This is a genomic window from Pseudomonas azotoformans (assembly GCF_001579805.1).
Classification (GTDB): Bacteria; Pseudomonadota; Gammaproteobacteria; order Pseudomonadales; family Pseudomonadaceae; genus Aquipseudomonas; species Aquipseudomonas azotoformans_A.
In genome coordinates, this window is sequence record NZ_CP014546.1 from 6,530,483 (window position 1) to 6,550,828 (window position 20,346).

General features: G+C 59.1%; 19 protein-coding genes, 1 tRNA gene and 4 pseudogenes. 16 read left to right on the forward strand and 8 right to left on the reverse strand.

The genetic code is table 11. The annotated features are described in order from the left end of the window. Window positions 1–212: 212 nt before the first annotated feature. Together AYR47_RS29985 and AYR47_RS29990 are read left to right on the forward strand one after the other, a co-directional pair. Window positions 213–1,739: an NCS1 family nucleobase:cation symporter-1 gene (locus tag AYR47_RS29985; RefSeq protein WP_038847340.1), complete on the forward strand. Its 1,527-nt coding sequence runs from the start codon at window positions 213–215 to the stop codon at window positions 1,737–1,739. A 13-nt stretch (window positions 1,740–1,752) separates the two neighbouring features. Next, window positions 1,753–2,469, forward strand: coding sequence for an aspartate/glutamate racemase family protein (locus AYR47_RS29990; RefSeq protein WP_061449267.1), 717 nt, complete (start codon window positions 1,753–1,755; stop codon window positions 2,467–2,469). On the opposite strand, the gene AYR47_RS29995 is transcribed toward AYR47_RS29990, so the two are convergent. Next, window positions 2,450–3,379: a LysR family transcriptional regulator gene (locus tag AYR47_RS29995; protein ID WP_061449268.1), complete on the reverse strand. Its 930-nt coding sequence runs from the start codon at window positions 3,377–3,379 to the stop codon at window positions 2,450–2,452. The genes AYR47_RS29990 and AYR47_RS29995 overlap by 20 nt on opposite strands. Before the next feature lie 126 nt (window positions 3,380–3,505). On the opposite strand from AYR47_RS29995, the gene AYR47_RS30000 reads away from it, so the two are divergent. After that, window positions 3,506–4,252 carry a 3-oxoacyl-ACP reductase family protein gene (locus AYR47_RS30000; RefSeq protein WP_033901224.1) on the forward strand — a complete coding sequence of 249 codons (747 nt, stop codon included), beginning with the start codon at window positions 3,506–3,508 and terminating at the stop codon, window positions 4,250–4,252. 89 nt (window positions 4,253–4,341) lie between these two features. Here AYR47_RS30000 and AYR47_RS30005 read toward each other — a convergent pair whose 3' ends face one another. After that, complete coding sequence (locus AYR47_RS30005) at window positions 4,342–5,028, reverse strand: HAD-IA family hydrolase (protein WP_016979237.1); 687 nt, start codon at window positions 5,026–5,028, stop codon at window positions 4,342–4,344. A gap of 154 nt (window positions 5,029–5,182) precedes the next feature. On the opposite strand from AYR47_RS30005, the gene AYR47_RS30010 reads away from it, so the two are divergent. The 5 genes and pseudogenes from AYR47_RS30010 to AYR47_RS32650 form a co-directional block, all read left to right on the forward strand. Next, window positions 5,183–5,710 (forward strand): sigma-70 family RNA polymerase sigma factor, encoded by a 528-nt coding sequence (locus AYR47_RS30010; RefSeq protein ID WP_033901225.1) that lies wholly within the window; start codon window positions 5,183–5,185, stop codon window positions 5,708–5,710. Beyond that, complete coding sequence (locus tag AYR47_RS30015; protein ID WP_061449269.1) at window positions 5,703–6,644, forward strand: FecR family protein; 942 nt, start codon at window positions 5,703–5,705, stop codon at window positions 6,642–6,644. The genes AYR47_RS30010 and AYR47_RS30015 overlap by 8 nt, the downstream gene beginning before the upstream one ends. Window positions 6,645–6,738: 94 nt before the next feature. Next, window positions 6,739–9,477 (forward strand): TonB-dependent receptor, encoded by a 2,739-nt coding sequence (locus AYR47_RS30020; RefSeq protein ID WP_061449270.1) that lies wholly within the window; start codon window positions 6,739–6,741, stop codon window positions 9,475–9,477. A gap of 69 nt (window positions 9,478–9,546) precedes the next feature. Beyond that, on the forward strand, window positions 9,547–10,341 hold the full coding sequence (locus AYR47_RS30025) for an energy transducer TonB (RefSeq protein ID WP_061449271.1): 795 nt from the start codon (window positions 9,547–9,549) through the stop codon (window positions 10,339–10,341). A gap of 16 nt (window positions 10,342–10,357) precedes the next feature. Next, a pseudogene (locus AYR47_RS32650) lies at window positions 10,358–10,450 on the forward strand (helix-turn-helix domain-containing protein); the annotation flags it as partial. A 25-nt stretch (window positions 10,451–10,475) separates the two neighbouring features. Here AYR47_RS32650 and AYR47_RS30030 read toward each other — a convergent pair. Then, window positions 10,476–11,324: an oxidoreductase gene (locus AYR47_RS30030; RefSeq protein WP_033901228.1), complete on the reverse strand. Its 849-nt coding sequence runs from the start codon at window positions 11,322–11,324 to the stop codon at window positions 10,476–10,478. A 184-nt stretch (window positions 11,325–11,508) separates the two neighbouring features. Between AYR47_RS30030 and AYR47_RS30035 the strand changes: the two are divergent. Beyond that, window positions 11,509–12,088: pseudogene (locus AYR47_RS30035) on the forward strand (DUF4337 domain-containing protein). Between the two features lie 63 nt (window positions 12,089–12,151). Here AYR47_RS30035 and AYR47_RS30040 read toward each other — a convergent pair. After that, entirely contained in the window at window positions 12,152–12,520 is a 369-nt protein-coding gene (locus tag AYR47_RS30040) for a hypothetical protein (RefSeq protein WP_033901230.1), read from the reverse strand. Window positions 12,521–12,669: 149 nt separating this feature from the next. On the opposite strand from AYR47_RS30040, the gene AYR47_RS30045 reads away from it, so the two are divergent. The 3 genes and pseudogenes from AYR47_RS30045 (at window position 12,670) to AYR47_RS30060 (ending at window position 14,901) form a co-directional block, all read left to right on the forward strand. Then, window positions 12,670–13,329, forward strand: coding sequence for a M24 family metallopeptidase (locus AYR47_RS30045; protein WP_061449273.1), 660 nt, complete (start codon window positions 12,670–12,672; stop codon window positions 13,327–13,329). Window positions 13,330–13,338: 9 nt separating this feature from the next. Next, window positions 13,339–13,674, forward strand: a pseudogene (locus tag AYR47_RS30050) (gamma-glutamylcyclotransferase family protein); the annotation flags it as partial. Between the two features lie 64 nt (window positions 13,675–13,738). Next, a protein-coding gene (locus AYR47_RS30060; protein WP_156487775.1) for an IS3 family transposase occupies window positions 13,739–14,901 on the forward strand; the annotation gives its coding sequence in 2 pieces (ribosomal slippage) (window positions 13,739–13,994 and window positions 13,994–14,901; 1,164 coding nt in all). 150 nt (window positions 14,902–15,051) lie between these two features. Here AYR47_RS30060 and AYR47_RS30065 read toward each other — a convergent pair. Together AYR47_RS30065 and AYR47_RS30070 are read right to left on the reverse strand one after the other, a co-directional pair. Then, the gene (locus AYR47_RS30065) at window positions 15,052–15,525 is read right to left on the reverse strand and encodes a hypothetical protein (RefSeq protein ID WP_061449274.1); all 474 of its coding nucleotides are present in this window, start codon (window positions 15,523–15,525) and stop codon (window positions 15,052–15,054) included. Window positions 15,526–15,627: 102 nt separating this feature from the next. After that, on the reverse strand, window positions 15,628–15,951 hold the full coding sequence (locus AYR47_RS30070; protein WP_061449275.1) for a DUF2442 domain-containing protein: 324 nt from the start codon (window positions 15,949–15,951) through the stop codon (window positions 15,628–15,630). A gap of 208 nt (window positions 15,952–16,159) precedes the next feature. On the opposite strand from AYR47_RS30070, the gene AYR47_RS30075 reads away from it, so the two are divergent. Continuing rightward, window positions 16,160–16,429: a hypothetical protein gene (locus tag AYR47_RS30075; protein WP_061449276.1), complete on the forward strand. Its 270-nt coding sequence runs from the start codon at window positions 16,160–16,162 to the stop codon at window positions 16,427–16,429. 85 nt (window positions 16,430–16,514) lie between these two features. On the opposite strand, the gene AYR47_RS30080 is transcribed toward AYR47_RS30075, so the two are convergent. After that, window positions 16,515–16,604: transfer RNA gene (locus AYR47_RS30080), tRNA-Ser, on the reverse strand. A gap of 336 nt (window positions 16,605–16,940) precedes the next feature. Between AYR47_RS30080 and AYR47_RS30085 the strand changes: the two are divergent. The 3 genes and pseudogenes from AYR47_RS30085 to AYR47_RS30095 all read left to right on the forward strand — a co-directional run bounded on the left by AYR47_RS30085 (window position 16,941) and on the right by AYR47_RS30095 (window position 19,607). Then, a pseudogene (locus AYR47_RS30085) lies at window positions 16,941–17,634 on the forward strand (crotonase/enoyl-CoA hydratase family protein). Between the two features lie 212 nt (window positions 17,635–17,846). Next, the gene (locus tag AYR47_RS30090; RefSeq protein WP_033901234.1) at window positions 17,847–18,593 is read left to right on the forward strand and encodes a 1-acylglycerol-3-phosphate O-acyltransferase; all 747 of its coding nucleotides are present in this window, start codon (window positions 17,847–17,849) and stop codon (window positions 18,591–18,593) included. Window positions 18,594–18,635: 42 nt separating this feature from the next. Then, window positions 18,636–19,607, forward strand: coding sequence for a magnesium and cobalt transport protein CorA (locus tag AYR47_RS30095; RefSeq protein ID WP_016979227.1), 972 nt, complete (start codon window positions 18,636–18,638; stop codon window positions 19,605–19,607). On the opposite strand, the gene AYR47_RS30100 is transcribed toward AYR47_RS30095, so the two are convergent. After that, window positions 19,604–20,329 (reverse strand): amidotransferase, encoded by a 726-nt coding sequence (locus tag AYR47_RS30100; protein WP_033901235.1) that lies wholly within the window; start codon window positions 20,327–20,329, stop codon window positions 19,604–19,606. The genes AYR47_RS30095 and AYR47_RS30100 overlap by 4 nt on opposite strands. Window positions 20,330–20,346 lie beyond the last annotated feature (17 nt).

A 20,346-nucleotide genomic window follows, 5' to 3' on the forward strand; every position in this document is an offset into this window, starting at 1 on the left:
TATATAGCTGTTCAAACGGTCAATTTATATCGCTTTGAATTCAGCCAGTTATTTCCTACACCTATAAAAACGGAATTACCTACAGCTTTCATAGATCAAAAACTGGCACGCAAGTGGCTTAAGGTGAAATGCGCTTTGTATACAATAAATACAAAACCTACATACACTTTGCCATCTGCGGCTTGGCTGCCGATGCGCTGGAGCCTGCCGGAATGCGTACAAGCCTCTCGAATAACATCGCACTGGATCTGCCCTCCTCCCTGAAGCCCGAAGCCATCGAGCCCGGTCCGCTGGTGCTCAGCCCACGGCTGCACAACAAGGACCTGGCGCCCACCAAGGTCGAAGGCCGTCGCTGGGGGCGCTACAGCATCTTTGCGCTGTGGACCAATGACGTGCACAACATCGCCAACTACTCCTTCGCCATTGGCTTGTATGCCTTGGGCCTGGGCGGCTGGCAGATTCTGCTGTCCTTAGGGATTGGCGCGGCGCTGGTGTACTTCTTCATGAACCTGTCGGGCTACATGGGCCAGAAGACCGGTGTGCCTTTCCCGGTGATCAGCCGTATTAGCTTCGGCATTCATGGCGCGCAGATTCCGGCGCTGATCCGAGCGGTGATTGCGATTGCCTGGTTCGGTATCCAGACCTACCTGGCCTCGGTAGTTTTCCGCGTGCTTTTGACGGCCATTCATCCGGGGTTTGCCGACTACGACCACAACTCGATCCTCGGCCTGTCGTCGCTTGGCTGGGCCTGTTTTGTGGCGATCTGGCTAGTGCAATTGGTGATCCTGGCCTACGGCATGGAGATGGTGCGCCGCTACGAGGGATTCGCCGGGCCGGTGATTCTGCTGACAGTGGCGTCGTTGGCCGGATGGATGTATTTCCAGACCGGCGGCAACATCGCCTGGTCGATCCGCGAGCCGCTCAGCGGCGGCGAGATGTGGCGCAATATCTTTGCCGGTGGCGCGCTGTGGCTGGCGATCTACGGCACGCTGATCCTCAACTTCTGCGACTTCGCCCGCTCCTCGCCGTGCCGCAAGACCATCCAGGTCGGCAACTTCTGGGGCTTGCCGGTGAATATCCTGGTGTTTGCCGCGATCACCGTGCTGCTGTGCGGCGGGCAATTCCAGCTCAATGGCCGGGTGATCGAAAGCCCCACTGAAATCATCGCGGCTATTCCGAATACCTTCTTCCTGGTGCTCGGTTGCCTGGCGTTCCTGATCGTCACCGTGGCCGTGAACATCATGGCCAACTTCGTCGCACCGGCCTTTGTGCTGAGCAACCTGGCGCCCAAGTACCTGAACTTCCGTCGCGCCGGGTTGATCAGCGCCACCGTGGCGGTGTTGATCCTGCCGTGGAACCTCTACAACAGCCCGTTGGTGATCGTGTATTTCCTTTCCGGCCTGGGCGCCCTGCTGGGGCCGTTGTATGGCGTGATCATGGTCGATTATTGGCTGATCCGTAAAAGCCGGGTGGACGTGTTGCAGCTGTATAGCGAAGACCCGAATGGCGTTTATTACTACAGCCGTGGGGTCAATTTACGCGCAGTGGCGGCGTTTATTCCCGCAGCGGTGATTGCCATTCTCTTGGCGCTGCTGCCCGGTTTCGCCAGCGTGTCACCGTTTTCCTGGATGTTTGGCGCCGGTATTGCAGGGGTGCTGTACCTGCTGATCGCCAAGCGCCAGCCGTTCTACGCCGATGTCAGCGGCGAAAGCATTGCAGTCGATAACGTCAGTCATTAATCAAGGACTTTCCATGCGTATCCTCGTGGTCAACGTCAACACTACCGAATCCATCACTGAAACCATCGCCCAGCAGGCACGCGCCGTGGCTGCGCCCGGCACTGAGATTGTCGGGCTCACGCCCTACTTCGGCGCGGAGTCGGTGGAGGGCAACTTTGAAAGCTACCTGGCGGCCATCGCGGTGATGGACCGGGTGATGGCTTACGACCAGCCGTTCGACGCGGTGATCCAGGCCGGCTACGGCGAGCATGGCCGTGAAGGCTTGCAGGAATTGCTCAACGTACCGGTGGTGGATATCACCGAAGCCGCCGCCAGCACCGCAATGTTCCTGGGCCACGCTTACTCGGTGGTGACCACCCTGGACCGCACCGTGCCGTTGATCGAAGACCGCCTGAAACTGGCCGGCCTGTACCAGCGTTGCGCCTCGGTACGGGCCAGTGGCATGGCGGTGCTGGAGTTGGAAGAAAATCCGTTGGCGGCCATGGAAGCCATCGTGCGCCAGGCCGAACTGGCCATCAGCGAAGACAAGGCCGAGGTAATCTGCCTGGGCTGTGGTGGCATGGCGGGGCTGGATGAGCAGATTCGCCAGCGCACCGGTGTGCCGGTGGTGGACGGTGTGACCGCCGCCGTGACCATCGCCGAATCGCTGGTGCGGTTGGGGTTGTCGACGTCGAAGATCAGGACCTATGCGACGCCGAGGCCGAAAAAAGTCATCGGTTGGCCGCGCTGAAACGCTGGTTCAACTGCTGCTCGGCAAACTGCTCGATGATGAACTCCACAAACGCACGGGTCTTGCCGGGCAACAGTTTGTGTTCGGCGTAGTAAATGGAGATGTTGCCGTCGTCGACGTACCAGTCGGGCAGCACCCGCACCACCGCGCCGCTGTCCAGGAACGGCACGGCCATGGGCATGCTTACCAACGCGATGCCCAGGCCCTGGGCGCTGGCGCAGCAGGCGGCTTCGGAGTCGCTCATGGTCATGCCCGCCTTGAGCACCAATGGGCTATGTTCACGCTCGGTGCTGGTCAATTGCCAGGAGCGGACGCGGCCGGTTTGCGGTGAGCGGATAAGGATGCCCGTGCAGCGCGCCAGGTCCTCCGGGGTTGATACCGCTGCACGTTGTGCCAAGTAATCCGGCGAAGCCACCAGTACCCGATGCGCCGGTGCGAGCTTGCGCGCCACGACCCCTTGGGGCAGCTCAAAACCACCGCCGATGGCGGCATCGAAACCTTGGCCGATCAGGTCCACCTGGCGGTTATCGAAATGCCAATCCGGGCTGATGTCAGGAAAGCGCTGCATGAACGCCCCCAGCAGCGGCACCACATAGCGATTACCAAACACAGTGCCCATGCTGACCTTCAGCGTTCCTACCGGCCGCCCTTCGGCGCTGGCCAGGTTGGCCACCGCATTCTGGATGGTGGTGAGACTGCCGCTGACCTCTTCCAGAAACAGTTTTCCGGCTTCGGTCAGGGTGAGACGCCGAGTGCTACGCTGGAACAACCTGACCCCCAGGCGCGCCTCCAGCTTGGCGACACTTTTGCCGACGGCTGCCGGGGTCAGGCTCAGGTGCCGCGCAGCCTCCGCAAAGCTGCCACCTTCGGCGCTGCGTACAAAGCATTCGATACTGCCAAAGCTTTCCATATCGACCCATCCTAAACTTTTGGTTTACACAGACTATAGCAATCACGGTCTACCGGGAGGGGCTGGCGAGGTCGATACTCGGTTCCAACAACAAGGCATCCCGCCTTGAACAGCTAGGAGATCGACATGACCACACAGAACCTCAGCGGCAAAGTCGCCTTGATTCAAGGCGGTTCTCGCGGCATCGGCGCCGCCATCGTCAAGCGCCTCGCGGCGCAGGGCGCAGCGGTTGCCTTCACCTACGTCAGCTCGGCCGCCAAGGCTGAAGAATTGCAGAACAGCGTGATCAGCGAAGGCGGCAAAGCCCTGGCGATCCACGCAGACAGCGCCGATGCCGGTGCGATCCGCAACGCGGTCAACGCCACGGTCGAAGCCTTTGGCCGCCTGGACATCCTGGTGAACAACGCCGGGGTGCTGGCCATCGCGCCGCTGGAAGACTTCAAGCTGGAAGATTTTGACCAGACCCTGGCGATCAACGTACGCAGCGTGTTTATCGCCACCCAGGAAGCGGCCAAGCATATGGGTGAAGGGGGTCGGGTGATCAACATCGGCAGCACCAATGCCGAGCGCATGCCGTTTGGCGGTGGTGGCCCGTATGCCATGAGCAAGGCGGCGCTGGTGGGGCTGACCAAGGGCCTGGCGCGGGACCTGGGGCCTCGAGGTATTACGATCAACAACGTGCAGCCTGGGCCGGTGGATACCGACATGAACCCGGCGAACAGCGATTTCGCCGAGAGTTTGATTGGCTTGATGGCGGTGGGTCGGTATGGGCATGTCGAGGAAATTGCCAGTTTTGTGGCTTACCTCGCAGGGCCGGAAGCGGGCTACATCACCGGTGCAAGCTTGACCATTGATGGTGGCTTCAGCGCATAACGAATGTGGGAGCTGACTTGCCTGCGATAGCGATCTTGAGATCACCATCGCAGGCAAGCCAGCTCCCACATTTTTTTGACCGCGTTTGTTCAGCGCAGGGGCGGCAGGCCATAGGCCGCCAAATCGAAGTCCGCGAGCTTGCGGATGATCTGGTCGGCATGGTGGTACTTGCTGTCGGCCATGGCTTCGTCCGGCACGGCGATGGCGGTCATGTGTGCAGCCTTGGCCGCGGTGACGCCAAACGGTGAGTCTTCGAACACCAGGCAATCCTCGGGCGCAACGCCCAGGCGGCGGGCGGCGGTGAGGAAGATGTCCGGCGCGGGTTTGGCGGCGCCGACTTCCGGGTCGTCAGCGGTGACGATGGTGTCGAACAGGCCAAACCATTCGCGGTGCAAGGTGGTCTTGTGACCAAACGAATTGCGCGACGAACTGGTGCCCACGGCAATCGGGATGTTGTGCGCCTTCAAGTGCCGCACCAAGGCTTCAGCGCCGGGCATGCCCAGGGCCTTTGGGAAGCGCTCGCTCATCAGCGGCTCACGGATTGTCAGGAATTCGGCGGGCGTGATCGGCAGGTCCAACGCCTTCACCACGTAGTCAGCCAGATCCTGGGCACCGCGCCCGATGATGTGCTGCTTGATACTCCAATCGTAGGTGCGGCCATAGCGTTCGGCGATGATCTGCGTGACTTCGGTGTAGATACCTTCAGTGTCCAGCAACAACCCGTCCATATCGAAAATCACAGCCTTGATCGGGACAGCAGTACGTGGTGCATTCATCACAACATATCCTTGGGGGGAAGGACTAAAAGGATTCAGCACAATAGCGGTCCACCTTGCCTGCAAGCAACCGTCGCGACTCGCTATTGATAATTACTCTCAATTAAATTAACGTCGCGGCGCTCCAGGCTCTGATCTCTTTTCGAGTTTCGCTGTGACCGACAACGCCGCCAGGCTGCAACTCTACCTCGACCATCGCCCCGCCCTGATCAACTACGCCAAGGTTGTGGTGGGCGACCACGCACGCGCCGAAGACGTGGTGCAAGATGCATTCCTGCGCTTTTGCGGCAGCACGGATGACCCGGTCGAACAGCCGCTGGCCTACCTCTACCGGGTCGTGCGCAACCTGGCGCTGGACGCCGTACGCCGCCAGGCCACCGAGAAACGCCAGCAGAAAACGCCTGCACAATGGATGCGTCCTGGCCAGGAGTTGTCGCCGGAACAACGGGTGGTGCACAGTGACGATGCCAGCCGTATCGCCGCGACCCTGGCCAGCCTGCCGGAACAAATGCGCATCGCCGTAGAGATGCATCGCCTCGGCGGCTTCACGTTGCAGCAAACCGCCGATCATCTCAATATTTCGCTTTCCACCGCCCATCGCCTGGTCAAGGACGCCATCGTTCACCTGGCTTCGAGCGTCGCCATCCAGGGCGCGCACAGTAAGGAACGCCCCTATGCATGATGCCCACCCGCCCAGGAATGTCTCGGCACGCAGCCTCGAAGACGCCGGCCAGTGGTTGCTGGACCTGCAAGCCCACCCCGAACGTTTCGAGGAATTCGACCGTTGGCTGCACAGTGACGAGGCGCATTTCGAGGCCTGGGCCCAGGTCAATCGCGCCATGAATGCGCTCGATCAGCAGGCGCCCACCACCCATGAACACTGGCCGCGCCCAACGCGCGCTCGCCTGCCGTGGTTGGCCGCTGCGTGTATCAGCGTATTGGCAGTCGGCGCGGCGCTGGTCTTCAACCCCGCTTGGCGCGCGGACTACAGCACCGCCACCGCCGAAACCCGAGAGGTCGTCCTGAGCGACGGCAGCCGCCTGACGCTGGCACCGCAAAGCTCGGTGAACGTGACCGTTGACGGTGCGCAGCGCCAGGTCACGTTGATTCAAGGAGAGGTGTTTTTTGATGTCGTCCATGACGCGCAAAAACCCTTCGAAGTGCGCAGCGACGATGACGTGGTGCGTGTATTGGGCACCGCTTTCGACGTAGCCCGCAGCCACAACGGCCTGGCCGTGGAAGTGCGCGACGGCAGCGTGGGCGTGAACAAGCAGTATCGACTCAGCGCCGGACAACGGCTGTGGATCGACCGACAACAAGGCACGGCAACGCAGTCGTCGGTGGCGCCCACAGAAGTGGCGGGCTGGATCAATGGCACGCAATTCTTCGAGAACGTCAGCGTCGCCCAAGTCGTCGAGCAACTGGAGCGCTACCAGCGGGGCTGGATTGTGATCAACGACCCGGCCCTGGCCAGCAAGCGCGTCACCGGCCTCTACGACCTACGCGATACCCGGCGTGCGCTACAGGCGTTGGTCGCGCCGATTGGCGGCGAGGTTCGCGAGTACTCGCCGCTGCTCATGGTCATCAGCCACAAAAAATCGAATGTAGAAAAATAAATACATTGCCCTGAAAAAAACCGCGCAGGTGTTCGTCTTTGTAGCTCCCAGTATTGCGAATGAATCGTAATACCAAACACGAAGGCGACGAAACATGGGTCACCGATCACCTGCACCGTTGGCACTGGCCATCCTCTGTGCTGCTATCCACAGCACGATTTTCCAGCCGTCCCAGGCATTGGCCGCAGAGGCTACTGGCACGCCGAGTGATCAGGCGACACGGTTCTTCGACATTCCTGCCCAACCGCTCACCACCGCATTGAGCGCCTTCGCTCGACAGGCCAACCTGCAACTGGGCCTGGAAGCCGGGCTGGTGGATGGTATGCAAGCCCCGGCCTTGCGCGGCAACTTCACACAAGAGCAAGCCCTGCAACGCTTACTCGGCAACGCACCGGTAAACTGGAAAATCGACGGCCAACGCAGCCTCATTCTCAGCCGTCGTGATGCCGCCAACGCAGGCGTCAATGACTTTGACGATGCGGAACTGCTTGGCCCCGTGACGATCAAGGGCGGCGAGACCAGCCGCCTGACCGGTGCTGCCGCGCAGGTCTACACCAAAGCCGGTTCCAGCGTGTTTATCTCCGGCGAGACCATCAACCGCTTCCGTGGCTCCTCCCCCGCCGACATCCTCAAGGGCGTGCCCGGCGTACAGACCGGCGATGCGCGCAATGGCGGCGCGTTGGACGTGAACATCCGCGGTATCCAAGGCCAGAGCCGGGTGCCGGTGACCATCGACGGCAGCCAACAAGCCATCGATGCCTACCGTGGCTACAGCGGCATGCAACAGCGCAGCTATATCGACCCTGACCTGATCAGTGAAATCAGCGTAGACAAGGGCCCCAGCCTTGGCGCCGACGCGGCGGGCGCCATTGGCGGCATGGTCAAAATGAAAACCCTGCAACCCAAGGACATCCTCAAGGACGGCGAAACCTACGGCGTGCGCCTCAAGGGTGACCTGTCGAGCAACAGCGTAAATGCGCCCGGCACCTACAAGGCCACGCCGCACCATGGCAGCAACGGCCTGGACGGTTCCCCGGCCCACTCCGGCAGCGTGGCATTCGCCAGCAGCAGCGAGACGGTGGATTTCGTCGCGGCCTATTCCCAGCGCCAGAGCGGCAACTACTACGCTGGTAAAAAGGGCTTCAAGAAGTACCAAGTGTTTCAGCAGGTGCGCAAATACGACCCCAAGACCCGGAAGTACATCTACGTCACCCAGGAGGCCAACAGCGCGGCCAAGTTCTTCAAGCCTGACAGCGAAGTCTTCAACACCTCGACCGACACCGAGTCGGTGCTGCTCAAAGCCATTATCAAACCAGCGACGGACCAGAAACTGGAGCTGACCTACCGCTACACCGATGGTCATTACGGCGAAGTGATGCCGTCGCAGGTCATCCGCAATACCAGCGGCAGCGTGCCGCAATGGGACCCGGGCAGCATGCGCATCAACGCCTACACCGCGCGCTACACCTACAAGCCCGAAGACAATCCGTTGGTGGATTTGAGTGCAAACGTCTGGGCCACCAAAGCCCAGAGCGAAGCCTTCAATGGCCTGGTCACGGTGACGCCGCTCTACGGCCATGAAGACGATGCCGACCCGCTCGGCGATACCTACAAGGACGCCCTGCGCAACCGCACCAAGGACAAGCGCTGGGGCGTGGACCTGAGCAACACCTCGCGTTTCGACACCCGTGCAGGCAAGTTCGCCTGGACCTACGGCGGTTCCTACCAGACCGAAGACCTGGGCCCCGATGACAACTCGCCGGTGCTGCTGTCGGACCTGCAAAAGAACCGCTTCATCCGCAGCGGCGAACGTGAAGAAAGCAGCCTGGTGACGTCGCTTGAATGGTCACCGATCAAGCGACTGACCTTGACCGCAGGCGTTCGTTACAGCGAGTTCAGCAGCAAGGACCACAACCGCAAGGCCAGCCCGGCCACGTTCGGCCCGGACCGCAAACCGACCAGCTACACCTTCGCGCCGCCCATTGAACGGCAGGACCAGGCGTTCGCACCGTCCTTCGGCGCAAAGCTGAACCTGACCGACAACAGCTTCGTCTACCTCAACTACAACGAAGGCGTGCGCATGCCGAGCCTGTTCGAGTCGACCCTGGGCCTGTTCACGGCCGCCGTGCCGACCGATGGCATCAAGCCCGAGCGCAGCAAGAATTGGGAATTCGGCGCCAGTACGTTGCAAAACAGCGTACTGATTGACGGCGATACCGCCGCGGCCAAACTCGCGTACTTCAACAACGAGATCGAAAACTACATCACCCGAGACTACACCGACATCTTTGCCGGCAACCTGCAGAACGTCGACAGTTTCACGGTCAAGGGCATCGAGTTGCAAACCAGCTACGACATGGGCCGGGTGTTCACTGACATCTCAGCCACCTACTACCTGAATGCCAAGACCTGCGCGCCGGACATCGCGAAGAAACTACGCGAAGAAGACAACCCCTCCACCCCCAATTGCGTGGACGGCGGCTTCCCCGGTTCCTATACCAACACCCAGAACCCGCCCAAGTATTCAGTGAACACCACGTTGGGCAGCCGCTGGTTCGACAACCGCCTCGTCCTCGGCGGACGCATGGTCTACAACAGCGCGCCCACCGCCAAACTGGACAAGTCCTGGAACAACGGCATCACCACGAACCAGATGTACTACCGCAAGTCAGCGATCTACGACCTGTTCGCCAGTTTCGAAATCGTCAAAGGCACCCAGCTGGATTTCTCGGTACAGAACCTCACCAACGTCTATTACCTGGACCCGCTGGCCCAAAGCTTCATGCCCGCGCCGGGGCGAACGTTGCGTACGGGGCTGACCGTCAAGTTCTGACCGTTGTATTGAATTGCGGGATGCCCTTGTTCGGCATCCCGTTTTACGTTGATCCCTATTGATGCCCCCATGATTGCCAAGACTGCTCCCGACTACCTCAACCCGCCACGCAAAGCCTTGTGGAGCGTTGCCACGCTGATCACCCTGAGCGTCTACGCCGGCCTTATCGCCTGGTGGTTGCATACGCCCAGCGTAACGGTGGCCGAAGCTGCTCCAGCGGCGATGATGATCGAATTGGCGGCCGCCCCAGTCGCCCAGGCGGTGGAAGAAGATCTGCAAGTGGCACCGGACAAAGTGGTACAGAAACAGCTGAATACGCCGTCGGAAAAACCGCCAAGGGAAGTACCCAGGAAGGTGGTGGCGGCAACCCGGCCGAGTTTCGCAAAAACCGCAACATCGCCGCTCAAGGACACCGCCCAGGGCACCTATTCGTCCGCGCCGGAACACGCCGCCGAGTTCGAGACGGCACCGAAAAAGCAGGATGAACAACCGGCACCTTCAGCCACCACGGCACCGCCCAAGCTGGATACACACCCGGCCGACACCACCGCCGCAAATCAATCCTCAAGAGGCTCCGCCGACCCCGCACAAAAGGTGCAATGGGAAGCCGAGCTGCTGGCCCACCTGGAACGCTACAAACGCTACCCGCAAAACGCCCGCGATCGAGGCGACCGGGGCGTGGTGTATCTGCGCTTTGAAATCGACAGCAACGGCAAGGTACTCAGCGCCAGCATCGTACGCTCCGCCGGTTTTACCGAACTGGACACAGCAACGCTGGACATGATCAACCGCGCCTCCCCGGTGCCACGCCCGCCGGAGGGTAGCAAGACGCGGTTTACCGTGCCGGTGGTGTTTGCGAAGTGAGGGGTTCATAACACGCAACCGCCTGGTAGATGGCGCGACGCCTATCCGCGCCTGGCACGAACACCTGAACCTGACACAGGAAGAAGTTGCCAGGGCGTTTGGCATCAACGCCAGTCAATTGGAGCTATAGAGCGCTACTCTGGAAAATCCGCCCCTTCAGTCACTGAAGCCCACGCATTAAAGTCCTTGCTCAAGGCTTCCACCTTGGTCCGCGCATTGGCCAGCGCTGCCTTGCCCAGCAGCAAACGCAGTGGCGGTTGGTCGGCCTCCACGGCATTGACGATGGCAATCGCCGCACGCATCGGGTCACCCGCTTGTTTGCCGTCGATGCTGCGCAACAACGCCGTGCGGGCCCCGGCGGTGGCGTGGTAATCGGCAATCGCGTGAGGCGCTTCGTTGGCGGAACGCCCAGCCCAGTCGGTGCGGAAACCGCTCGGTTCCACCAACAGCACCTTGATGCCCAGCGGCGCGACCTCCTGGGACAACGACTCGGAAATCGCCTCCACCGCAAACTTGCTGGCGTTGTAGAAGCTCAGTGTCGGGTAGGCCATGATCCCGCCCACAGACGACACATTCACCACGGTGCCGGAACGCCGCGCACGCATGCCCGGCAACGCGGCGCGGGTGACATCGCTGAGGCCCCAGACGTTGATCTCGAACATGCGGCGCACTTCGTCCAACTCGCTCTCTTCGAACGAACCGAAGTAACCGATGCCTGCATTGTTGACCAGCACATCGATATGCCCGAAGTGATCTTCGGCGGCTTTCACCGCCTCACGGACCTGGGCCGGGTCGGTCACGTCCAACGCCAGCACCAGGGCGTGGTCGGCGTAGTCGGCAACGATGTCCTGCACCTGTTGCGGGTCGCGGGCGGTGACGACGGTGGGGTAGCCGAGGCTGAGGGTGTGCAACGCCAGGTAGCGACCGAAACCGGTGGAGCAGCCGGTGATAAACCAGACAGGTTTTGCATTGGATGAAGTCATGAAAGCCAATCCTCTGAATGAACGAACCACCCCAGTATCAGCGCCGCCTCATTCTCCCAGTAGAGGCCGAATCTGCATGCCCCTTCGAGCCAAACTTCACAATGCCCGCAAGCGTTACGTACAGGCTTGAGACAGCTTCACTGGTGAAGAATCAGACTCCCTCATTCCCTTCACAGACGCCCCCATGTCCGAAGCCTTCGAAGTCCCCAGCCCCCACGAAAAACACATCGAACACACCACCGAACACGCCCACGGCCGTGGCGACAATTTCGCCAGCCGCATTGCCGTGATGACCGCCCTCATGGCCACCCTCGGCGCCATGCTCAGCTACCAGGCCGGCTCCACCGAAAGCGAAGCGGCGATGGACAAGAACAACGCCGCCATCTTCAAGACCGAAGCCGCCAACCAGTGGAATTACTACCAGGCCAAATCCAGCCGGCAAAACCTCGCGGAACTGGCCACCCACATTCCCGGTGTGGACGCGGTGCATTACAAGGAAGAAATCGAGCGCTACAAGAGCCAGAAGGAGGACGTGCGCAAACAGGCCGAGAAGCTTGAAGCCACGTCAAAGCAATGGGATGAAAAATCAGAGCAGGCGCTGCATCAACATCATCGCTGGGGCCCAGGCGATGACCGCGATCCAGATCGCGATTTCGTTGGCGGCGATTACCTTGCTGACGCGGCGGGAGTGGTTGAAGCGGATGTCGTACACCGCAGGTGGCGCCGCAGTCTTACTGGGGAGCCTTGCCTGGCTACATATCTGACCACGTACCTGTGGCGAGGGAGCTTGCTCCCTCGCCACAGTCTATGCACTACGCAACATCGAATCAGGCTCGATTCGCCGCACGGCTATGATGGAAGTACAGATACGCCAGCCCAATAGGCGCAATGAAAACCGCCATGGTCCAGCAGATCGCCATGGTGAACACCTTGACGGTCAGCATCAAAATGGCATTCACAAAGAACACGTTGTTGCCAAAAATGTAATCCATGATGCTTTCGTAAACGAAGCGCGCGTAGGGATAAAGCAGGCTGTTGACCACGCAATAGAACAGCGCGCCCAGTGTGAACACACCGGTTTTCGAATGGGTCAGCGCGGTATAGATCAGCACGGGAAAAATCAGCCCGAACAGGAAGTTGCGGATGTAGTACTGGGCAGAAAGCCCGCCGAATGTCTTGCGAAGTACCGGGTGCATTTAGATCCCTCTGAATGGCTGTATTGGAAAGGCGGCGACCTTAACAAAGCTTGGAAAGCTTCTCCAGCGTTTCCATAAGCCCTTTGCCATTACACCGCTGTATAGTAAAAGGAATAGCGATAAACCCACTTCAAGCCGAGGAAAAGCCGGTGTCCGCACAACCCAAAGAAGCCGTGGGCGCCGCCTACAGCATCGACTCCATGCGCTACGCCCAGGCCATGACCTGGCAAGCCATCGAACAACTCGCCCAACGTATCCGCCCCGGCATGCGCGAATCCGAAGCCCGCGACCTGGGCAAGCAAGTCCTTACCGACCTAGACATGCAGCGCATCTGGCACCCACTGCTGGTGCGCTTTGGCGCCAACACCCTCAAGACCTTCAAGCAACGCTCCGACGGCGACCCGGTGCTGGGCGACAACGACATCTTCTTCATCGACATGGGCGCCGTCTGGCAAGGCCACGAAGGCGATGCCGGCGCCACCTTCGCCACCGGCAACGACCCAGACATGCTCGCCTGCGCCAGCGCCGCCAAAGCGCTGTTCGACCGCGTGCAAGCCCGCTGGAAAAACGACCAGGTCGTGGGCCTCGAGCTTTACCGCTACGCCGAAGCACAAGCCCAGGCCATGGGCTGGCGCCTCAACCTCGACATCAAGGGCCACCGCGTCAGCGACTTCCCCCACGCCATCCACCGCGGCGGCGACCTGGGGGATTTCGAGCACTACCCGAATGCCGGGCTGTGGATCCTCGAAATCCAGATCGCCCATCCGAGCAAACCCTACGGCGCTTTCTACGAAGACCTCCTCGCTTAAGGAACTGCAATGAACCGCTCCACCGAACACCCCGTGCTGTTGTTTTCCTACGGCACGCTGCAAGACAAATCCGTACAACTGGCCAACTTCGGCCGCGAACTGACCGGCCAGCAGGATGCGATGCTGGGTTACGCGCAGAGCTGGGTAGAGATCACTGACCCGGACGTGCTGGCGAGCAGTGGCAAGACGCATCATCCGATTGTGGCGCCGAGTACGCAGGCAGACGCCAGGGTTGAGGGGATGGTGTTTCAGATTACGGAGCAGGAATTAGTGGCGGCGGATGCGTATGAAGTGGCGGATTACAAGCGGGTGGAGGTGGGGTTGGCTTCGGGGTTGAGGGCTTGGTGTAGTGGTCTAATGAAACCGGACACCCATTTAGGCGAGAATGCTCGCCAGATCGAGGTGTCAAATGACCAAACAACGCCGTTCCTTTTCTGCTGAATTCAAACGCGAGGCTGCCGACCTCGTGCTCAAGCAAAACTACAGCTACATCGAAGCCAGCCGTTCACTCGGCGTCGGCGAGTCGGCACTACGCCGTTGGGTCGACCAGGTTCAACAAGAGAGCAAAGGCGTTACCCCGCAGAGCAAAGCGCTGACCCCGGAACAGCAGAAAATCCAGGAGTTAGAAGCCCGGATCGCCCGCCTGGAACGGGAAAAATCGATATTAAAAAAGGCTACCGCGCTCTTGATGTCGGAAGATCACGAGCGTACGCGCTGATCAATCAGTTGAGCGTCCATGAGCCGGTTGACTGGCTGTGCAAGGTGTTTGAAGTCACCCGTTCGTGCTACTACGCCCAGCGCCTTAGGCGCCGCACGCCTGATGTCGAACGGCTTCGGTTGCGCAGTCGGGTGAGCGAGTTATTCACGCAAAGTCGTAGTGCTGCGGGCAGCCGCAGCATCCTGTCGCTGATGCGTGACGACGGTGAGCAGCTCGGTCGATTCAAAGTGCGCAGCTTGATGCGCGAGCTTGATCTAGTCAGCAAACAACCCGGATCACATGCCTACAAAAGAGCGACGGTAGAACGACTCGATATCCCGAATACCTTGAACCGCGAGTTCAATGTTCCGGCACCCAACCAGGTGTGGTGCGGCGACATCACCTACATTTGGGCCCAGGGGAAATGGCACTATCTGGCGGTCGTGCTGGATCTTTGCGCGCGCCGGGTAGTGGGCTGGGCGTTGTCGGAAAAGCCGGACGCCGATCTGGTTATCAAGGCGCTGGATATGGCTTACGAACAACGAGGAAGGCCTCAGGGCCTGCTGTTTCACTCGGATCAAGGGTCGCAATATGCGAGTCGTTTATTTCGCCAGCGGCTGTGGCGCTATCGAATGCGCCAGAGCATGAGTCGCCGGGGAAATTGCTGGGACAATGCGCCAATGGAGCGCGTGTTCCGCAGTTTGAAAACGGAATGGGTACCGACCACGGGTTACAGAACGGCTCAAGAAGCCCAGCGCGATATCAGCCAATTCTTGATGGATCGGTACAACTGGATTCGACCCCATCAATTCAACGGTGGGCTGGCGCCAGCTCGGGCCGAAGAAAAACTTAACGTCGTGTCCGGGATTAGTTGACCACTACAAGGTGCACGACTATAGGAAGGCGTTACAGGTGAGGTAAGACGCGTACTGGGGTGTTTTTAGCGTTTGGGAAATGGACTACTTTAATCAGAGGGCATGCCTACATTTACAAGCTCCATTCAACCAACATTCCCGCCACCCGATTTATGTTGCCTGCCAGATGCGTGCATCAGTTGCACACAGTGCTAGCTTTGGCAGTCGAGGTACTTTCACTTCGCCAAACACTGCCTGATTGAGCTTGATTTTCTCCGTTGCCGTAGGGCTCCACCCACGACCCCGAGTCGCAAATATACCTCTCGCATCAATTACCCCAGCGACCATCTTGTCGCCGAACAGAGAGTCCCTCATTTCTAACGTTTCTCGAAGATAACGCTCCGAATCGGCCACACCATTGCTGTCAAAGCGAAGTACGTAGTAGTTTTCCATGGAGATACTAACGGGCTTGCGGTCCTGCAACTCAACGATAAATTGCGCAAACCTGACCGTGCATCTTGCGAAACGAGGAACGGCAACACCCTTACCCACTGCAACTCCTATCATCGCCGATGCCACCGTTTCTGGCACCGAGTACAGCTGTCCTGAAGGGTCGTAGCAGTAAACACGCAGCGAAAGCCCCATCAACTTTTCCTCCTGCAATAAAGTGAAGATGTCTTAAAGTTGGCTCCTACGAGCGATCACACTTGAATTTCCTGCAACGTGAAATGACATATCGATTGATTGCTAGTCAGCCTGTTTCATCGCTAGGCGATGCAGCGTGGCAGCAGGAAGCTCTAGCTCCCGCGTCCAGTTCACATCTACCCCCCACTTCCCGACCTTAACTCGACCGAACAGCACCAAATCCCGTAGTGGTTCAAGAGCCAGAAAAGTATTTATATGATCGATAAGATCAACAGTAAACCGCTTACCGTCATCCCACTCGATCTCAAGAGCATGCTTGCCAGGAATGGGCTTCACCTTTGAGATGCGATGCTTGCTAGTAATGGAACAGCACCTTTTGTCGGAACTCGCGCCAGCCACAATCGCATTTTCAGCAACTAAAATCATGGGCACGAAGATCGAGGGAATGATTTAGGGCAACGTCCTACAAGCAATCCGGAATGAGCGCCCTCCCATTTCAAAATGCCCGAGACTACAGTCGCCCCGTTGCCCACATGGCGACCGGGTTTGGCGACTCGATGACAGTCAAGACGGAACGCGAACGACGTAATTTTCAAACGTCGTTGTTTCCTACAATTGTCCAATGGAGTCACACATGAACCAATTCATGGCCCTCACCAGCAACGACAGCGCGACCCCTGCTCTTTTTGTCGACACAACCGTCCCACTGGAAATCCTCCTCGACGCCGCGAACTATCGACTCCGTGCCGTGACGCAGGTGCTTGAGAACCTTGCGCTTCGCAGTGAAATCAGTAGTGATGCGGTTGTACTCAGCGACTTTGCCTTGCTGTGCTCGATCCCGTTGCGCGATGGGTGTGATTTGCTGGATGTCATAGGGCGACGCATGGATATGCCAAGCGCGTGATTCGATAAAGGTGAGATTTTCAAACCCCAGAAACTACAAAACCCCTGGTTTCTCTCGAAACCAGGGGTTTTGTTTACATCGAATTTGGCGGTGAAGGAGAGATTCGAACTCTCGATACAATTTCTTGTATACACACTTTCCAGGCGTGCTCCTTAAGCCACTCGGACACTTCACCGTATCTCGTCAAACCAGTTCAGTCTGTCGAGGCGCGCTAATGTAGTCGAAAGCCTTTCTGATGGCAAAGGTTTTTTTCAGAATTTTCATGCGGTTAGCCGGTTATGCCGATCCGCGCCCGGCAAGGGGCGGTGATTGTGCCATTCTCAGGCATCGGCGGGATGGGTCTGAGGCGGCGATTGCGCCCTGCCCCAGGCTTTCCCAACGCCTGTCTGCGGGAAAAGTCTGACTGGACAGTCAGTCACGGCGCTTTACCGGGGCGGGCGTGGTGGGTAACGTCTGCGCATGCACTGCTATTAACAAGCCTTCTATAACAAATCCTACAAGGAACCGCGTCATGAGTGAGTTGATTGCCTACCACCTCGAAGACGGTATCGCGACCCTGACCTTGAGCAACGGCAAGGTGAATGCCATTTCTCCGGCGGTGGTCAGTGCCTTTAATGAAGCGTTGGATCAGGCCCGAGAAGGACCGGGCGGTGGTGGTGATCACCGGCACGCCGGGGATTTTGTCGGGGGGTTATGATTTGAAGGTGATGACCGCCGGCCCTAAAGAGGCGATCGGTCTGGTGACGTCCGGTTCGACCTTGGCGCGTCGTCTGTTGTCGCACCCGTTCCCGGTGATTGTGGCGTGCCCTGGGCATGCGGTGGCCAAGGGTGCGTTCCTGCTGTTGTCGGCAGACTACCGGATTGGTGTGGAAGGCCCGTTCAGCATTGGCCTGAACGAGGTGGCGATTGGCATGACCATGCACCACGCTGGGATCGAGCTGGCGCGGGATCGTCTGCGTAAGTCGGCGTTCCATCGTTCGGTGATCAATGCCGAGATGTTTGACCCGCAAGGCGCATTGCAAGCCGGCTTCCTCGACAAGGTGGTAGCGCCGGAGGAATTGCATGCGGCGGCGCTGGAGGCGGCGCGTCAGTTGAAGAAGCTGAACATGAATGCCCATAAGCACACCAAGTTGAAGGTGCGTAAAGAGCTGCTGGAAGCCCTGGACGATGCAATCATCCAGGACCAGGGACATATCCTGAGCTAAGCCCTACGCCTGATACACCAGAGCCCGACCTTGAGTCGGGCTTTTTCTTACAAATAAATCCGAATCCTCTTTAGCCGCTCTAGCCTGCCCGTGCCGGTAGATATCGAAACATGCGCTTAAACATCGGCTATCTCCTACCTCTACAGGGGTAATTGCCGAATACAGTGCACATCCGTACACTGCGCCACCTTTTGTCCGGATAGGCCGTGTCGATGCTTTTTTTGCTGCGTATGTTGTTGATGGGCCTGCACTTTATGCTCGCCGGTGTGCTGGGCGTGCTGGTCGGTCTGTGTCGGCCGTTCAATCCGGACAACAGTCGCCTGTGTGCTCGCCTTTACGCGCTCCCAGCCATGTGGATTCTGCGGCTGAACGTGAAGGCGGATGTGGACTCGCTGCGCAACAAGCCTGGCACCTGCGTGATCATCGCCAACCACCAGTCCAACTATGACCTGTTTGTGTTCGGCAACGTGGTGCCCTACCGCACGGTGTGCATCGCCAAGAAAAGCCTGAAATGGGTGCCGCTGTTCGGCCAGTTGTTCTGGCTGGCGGGCAACGTGCTGATCGACCGAGGCAATGCGCACAAGGCACGCCGCGCGATGCTCACCACGACTCACACGTTGCAGCATGAAGACACGTCGATCTGGGTGTTCCCGGAAGGCACGCGCAATCTGGGCAAGGGTTTGCTGCCGTTCAAGAAAGGCGCGTTCCATATGGCGATTGCGGCCGGTGTACCGATTGTGCAGGTGTGTGTCAGCAATTACGTCACTCGCATGCAGCTCAATCGCTGGAACAGCGGGGATGTGCTCATACGGTCGTTGCCGCCGATTCCTACCACTGGGATGACTGCGGATGACATCCCGGCATTGATGCAGGCGTGTCATGCGCAGATGGGAGCCTGCATTGCCGAGATGGACCGCGAGTTGCAAAGTCGCGCAACAATAGAACTCCCTTCCAGCTAAGCTGCCCAACACCTGTCCTCCCAATAAGAAGCGATCAGCACCATGGGTAGAGTTGTTGCGGCCGCCGTTTATAGCGCCGGTAAAAAAGTCACGGATATCACCCTCGATGAAGGCGCGGCCTGGGCCGCCAAACCCGACCACTTTGTGTGGATCGGCCTGGAAGAGCCCGACGCCCAGGAACTGGCCAACTTGCAACGCCAGTTCAACCTGCATGAATTGGCCATCGAAGACGCCCTGGAAAAACACAGCCGCCCCAAGCTGGAAACCTTCGGCGATGCGCTGTTTATCGTCACCTACTCACCGGTGCGCGAGAACGGCAAGCTGGAGTTTATCGAGACGCATATCTTCGCCGGCAATGGCTACATCATCACTGCACGCAACGGTCACTCAGCGTCCTACGGCTTTGTGCGCCAGCGCTGTGAGGCGCGGCCACTGTTGCTGGAGCATGGGGAAGATTTCGTACTCTATGCGCTGCTGGATTTCGTCACCGAGAACTACCAGCCGGTGAGCGAAGCGATCCATGCCGAGATCGATGAGCTGGAGCGTAATGTGCTGTGCAGTTCGTTGAGCGAGCGGGATATCCAGAAGATTCACGGCCTGCGTCGCGACGTGTTGCGGCTCAAGCGTTATGTGGCGCCGATGGTGGAGATCAGCCAGGAGCTGCAGAAGCTCAGCTTTCCGTTTATCGACAAGAACATGCGCCCGTATTTCCGTGATGTGCAGATCCACGTGACGCGGCAGATGGAAGACCTGACCACCCTGCGCGATATCGCCAGCCAGACCATAGAGATCGGTGTGCTGCTGGAGGCGTCGCGCCAGAGCGTGGTGCAGCGCAAGTTCGCCGCATGGGCGGCAATCCTCGCGTTCCCCACCGCAGTGGCGGGGATTTACGGGATGAACTTCCAGAACATGCCCGAGCTGCAATGGCACTACGGCTATTTTGCGGTGCTCGGGTTTATCGCGGTGGGTTGCACCAGCCTGTGGGCCAGTTTCAAGCGTTCGGGCTGGCTTTAAACCTGGGCCTCGGGCTTGTGCGCGACGAAACGCATCATCCATTCCGCCACGGTTGCGCCGTGGTGGTCGCGCTCAAGGCTGGCCACGCCGTTTGTGTAGACCTTTTCGCCCAACGTCGTCTGAAGAATTTCCAGCAACTCGCGGGAATAGTCGTGGATAAATTCCGGGTGGCCCTGGAAGCACAGGACTTGGTCGCCGATGTGGTAAGCGGCGAACGGGCAAAAGGCGCTGGAGGCGATGACCGTGGCATTGTCCGGCAGCGTGGTCACCTGGTCCTGGTGGCTGATCAGTAGCGTCAGTTCTTCCACTTCCGGGCTCATCCACGGCGTCTTGGCATCGAGCTTGTAGTCGTGGATGCCCATGCCCCAGCCCTGGCCGGCGCGTTCGGTCTTGCCGCCGAGCAACAGCGCCAGCAGTTGATGACCGAAGCAGATGCCGAGCAGCTTGTCGCCGCGCTCGTAACGTTCGAGCAGGTAGGTCTTGAGGGTCTGGATCCACGGGTCGGTGCCAAAGGAGTCGGCCTTGCTGCCGGTCACCAGGTAGGCGTCGAATACTTCATCGTCCGGCGGGTATTCGCCGTTCACCACGTTGTACACGACAAACTCGGCGGGAATCGGCTGCTTGGCGAACAGGCGCTTGAACATCTGCCCGTACCCTTGGTATTGATCGATCAAGCCTGGACGCAGGATATCGGTTTCCAGGATACAGACGCGTAGCGACATAAAAAATACCTGACACG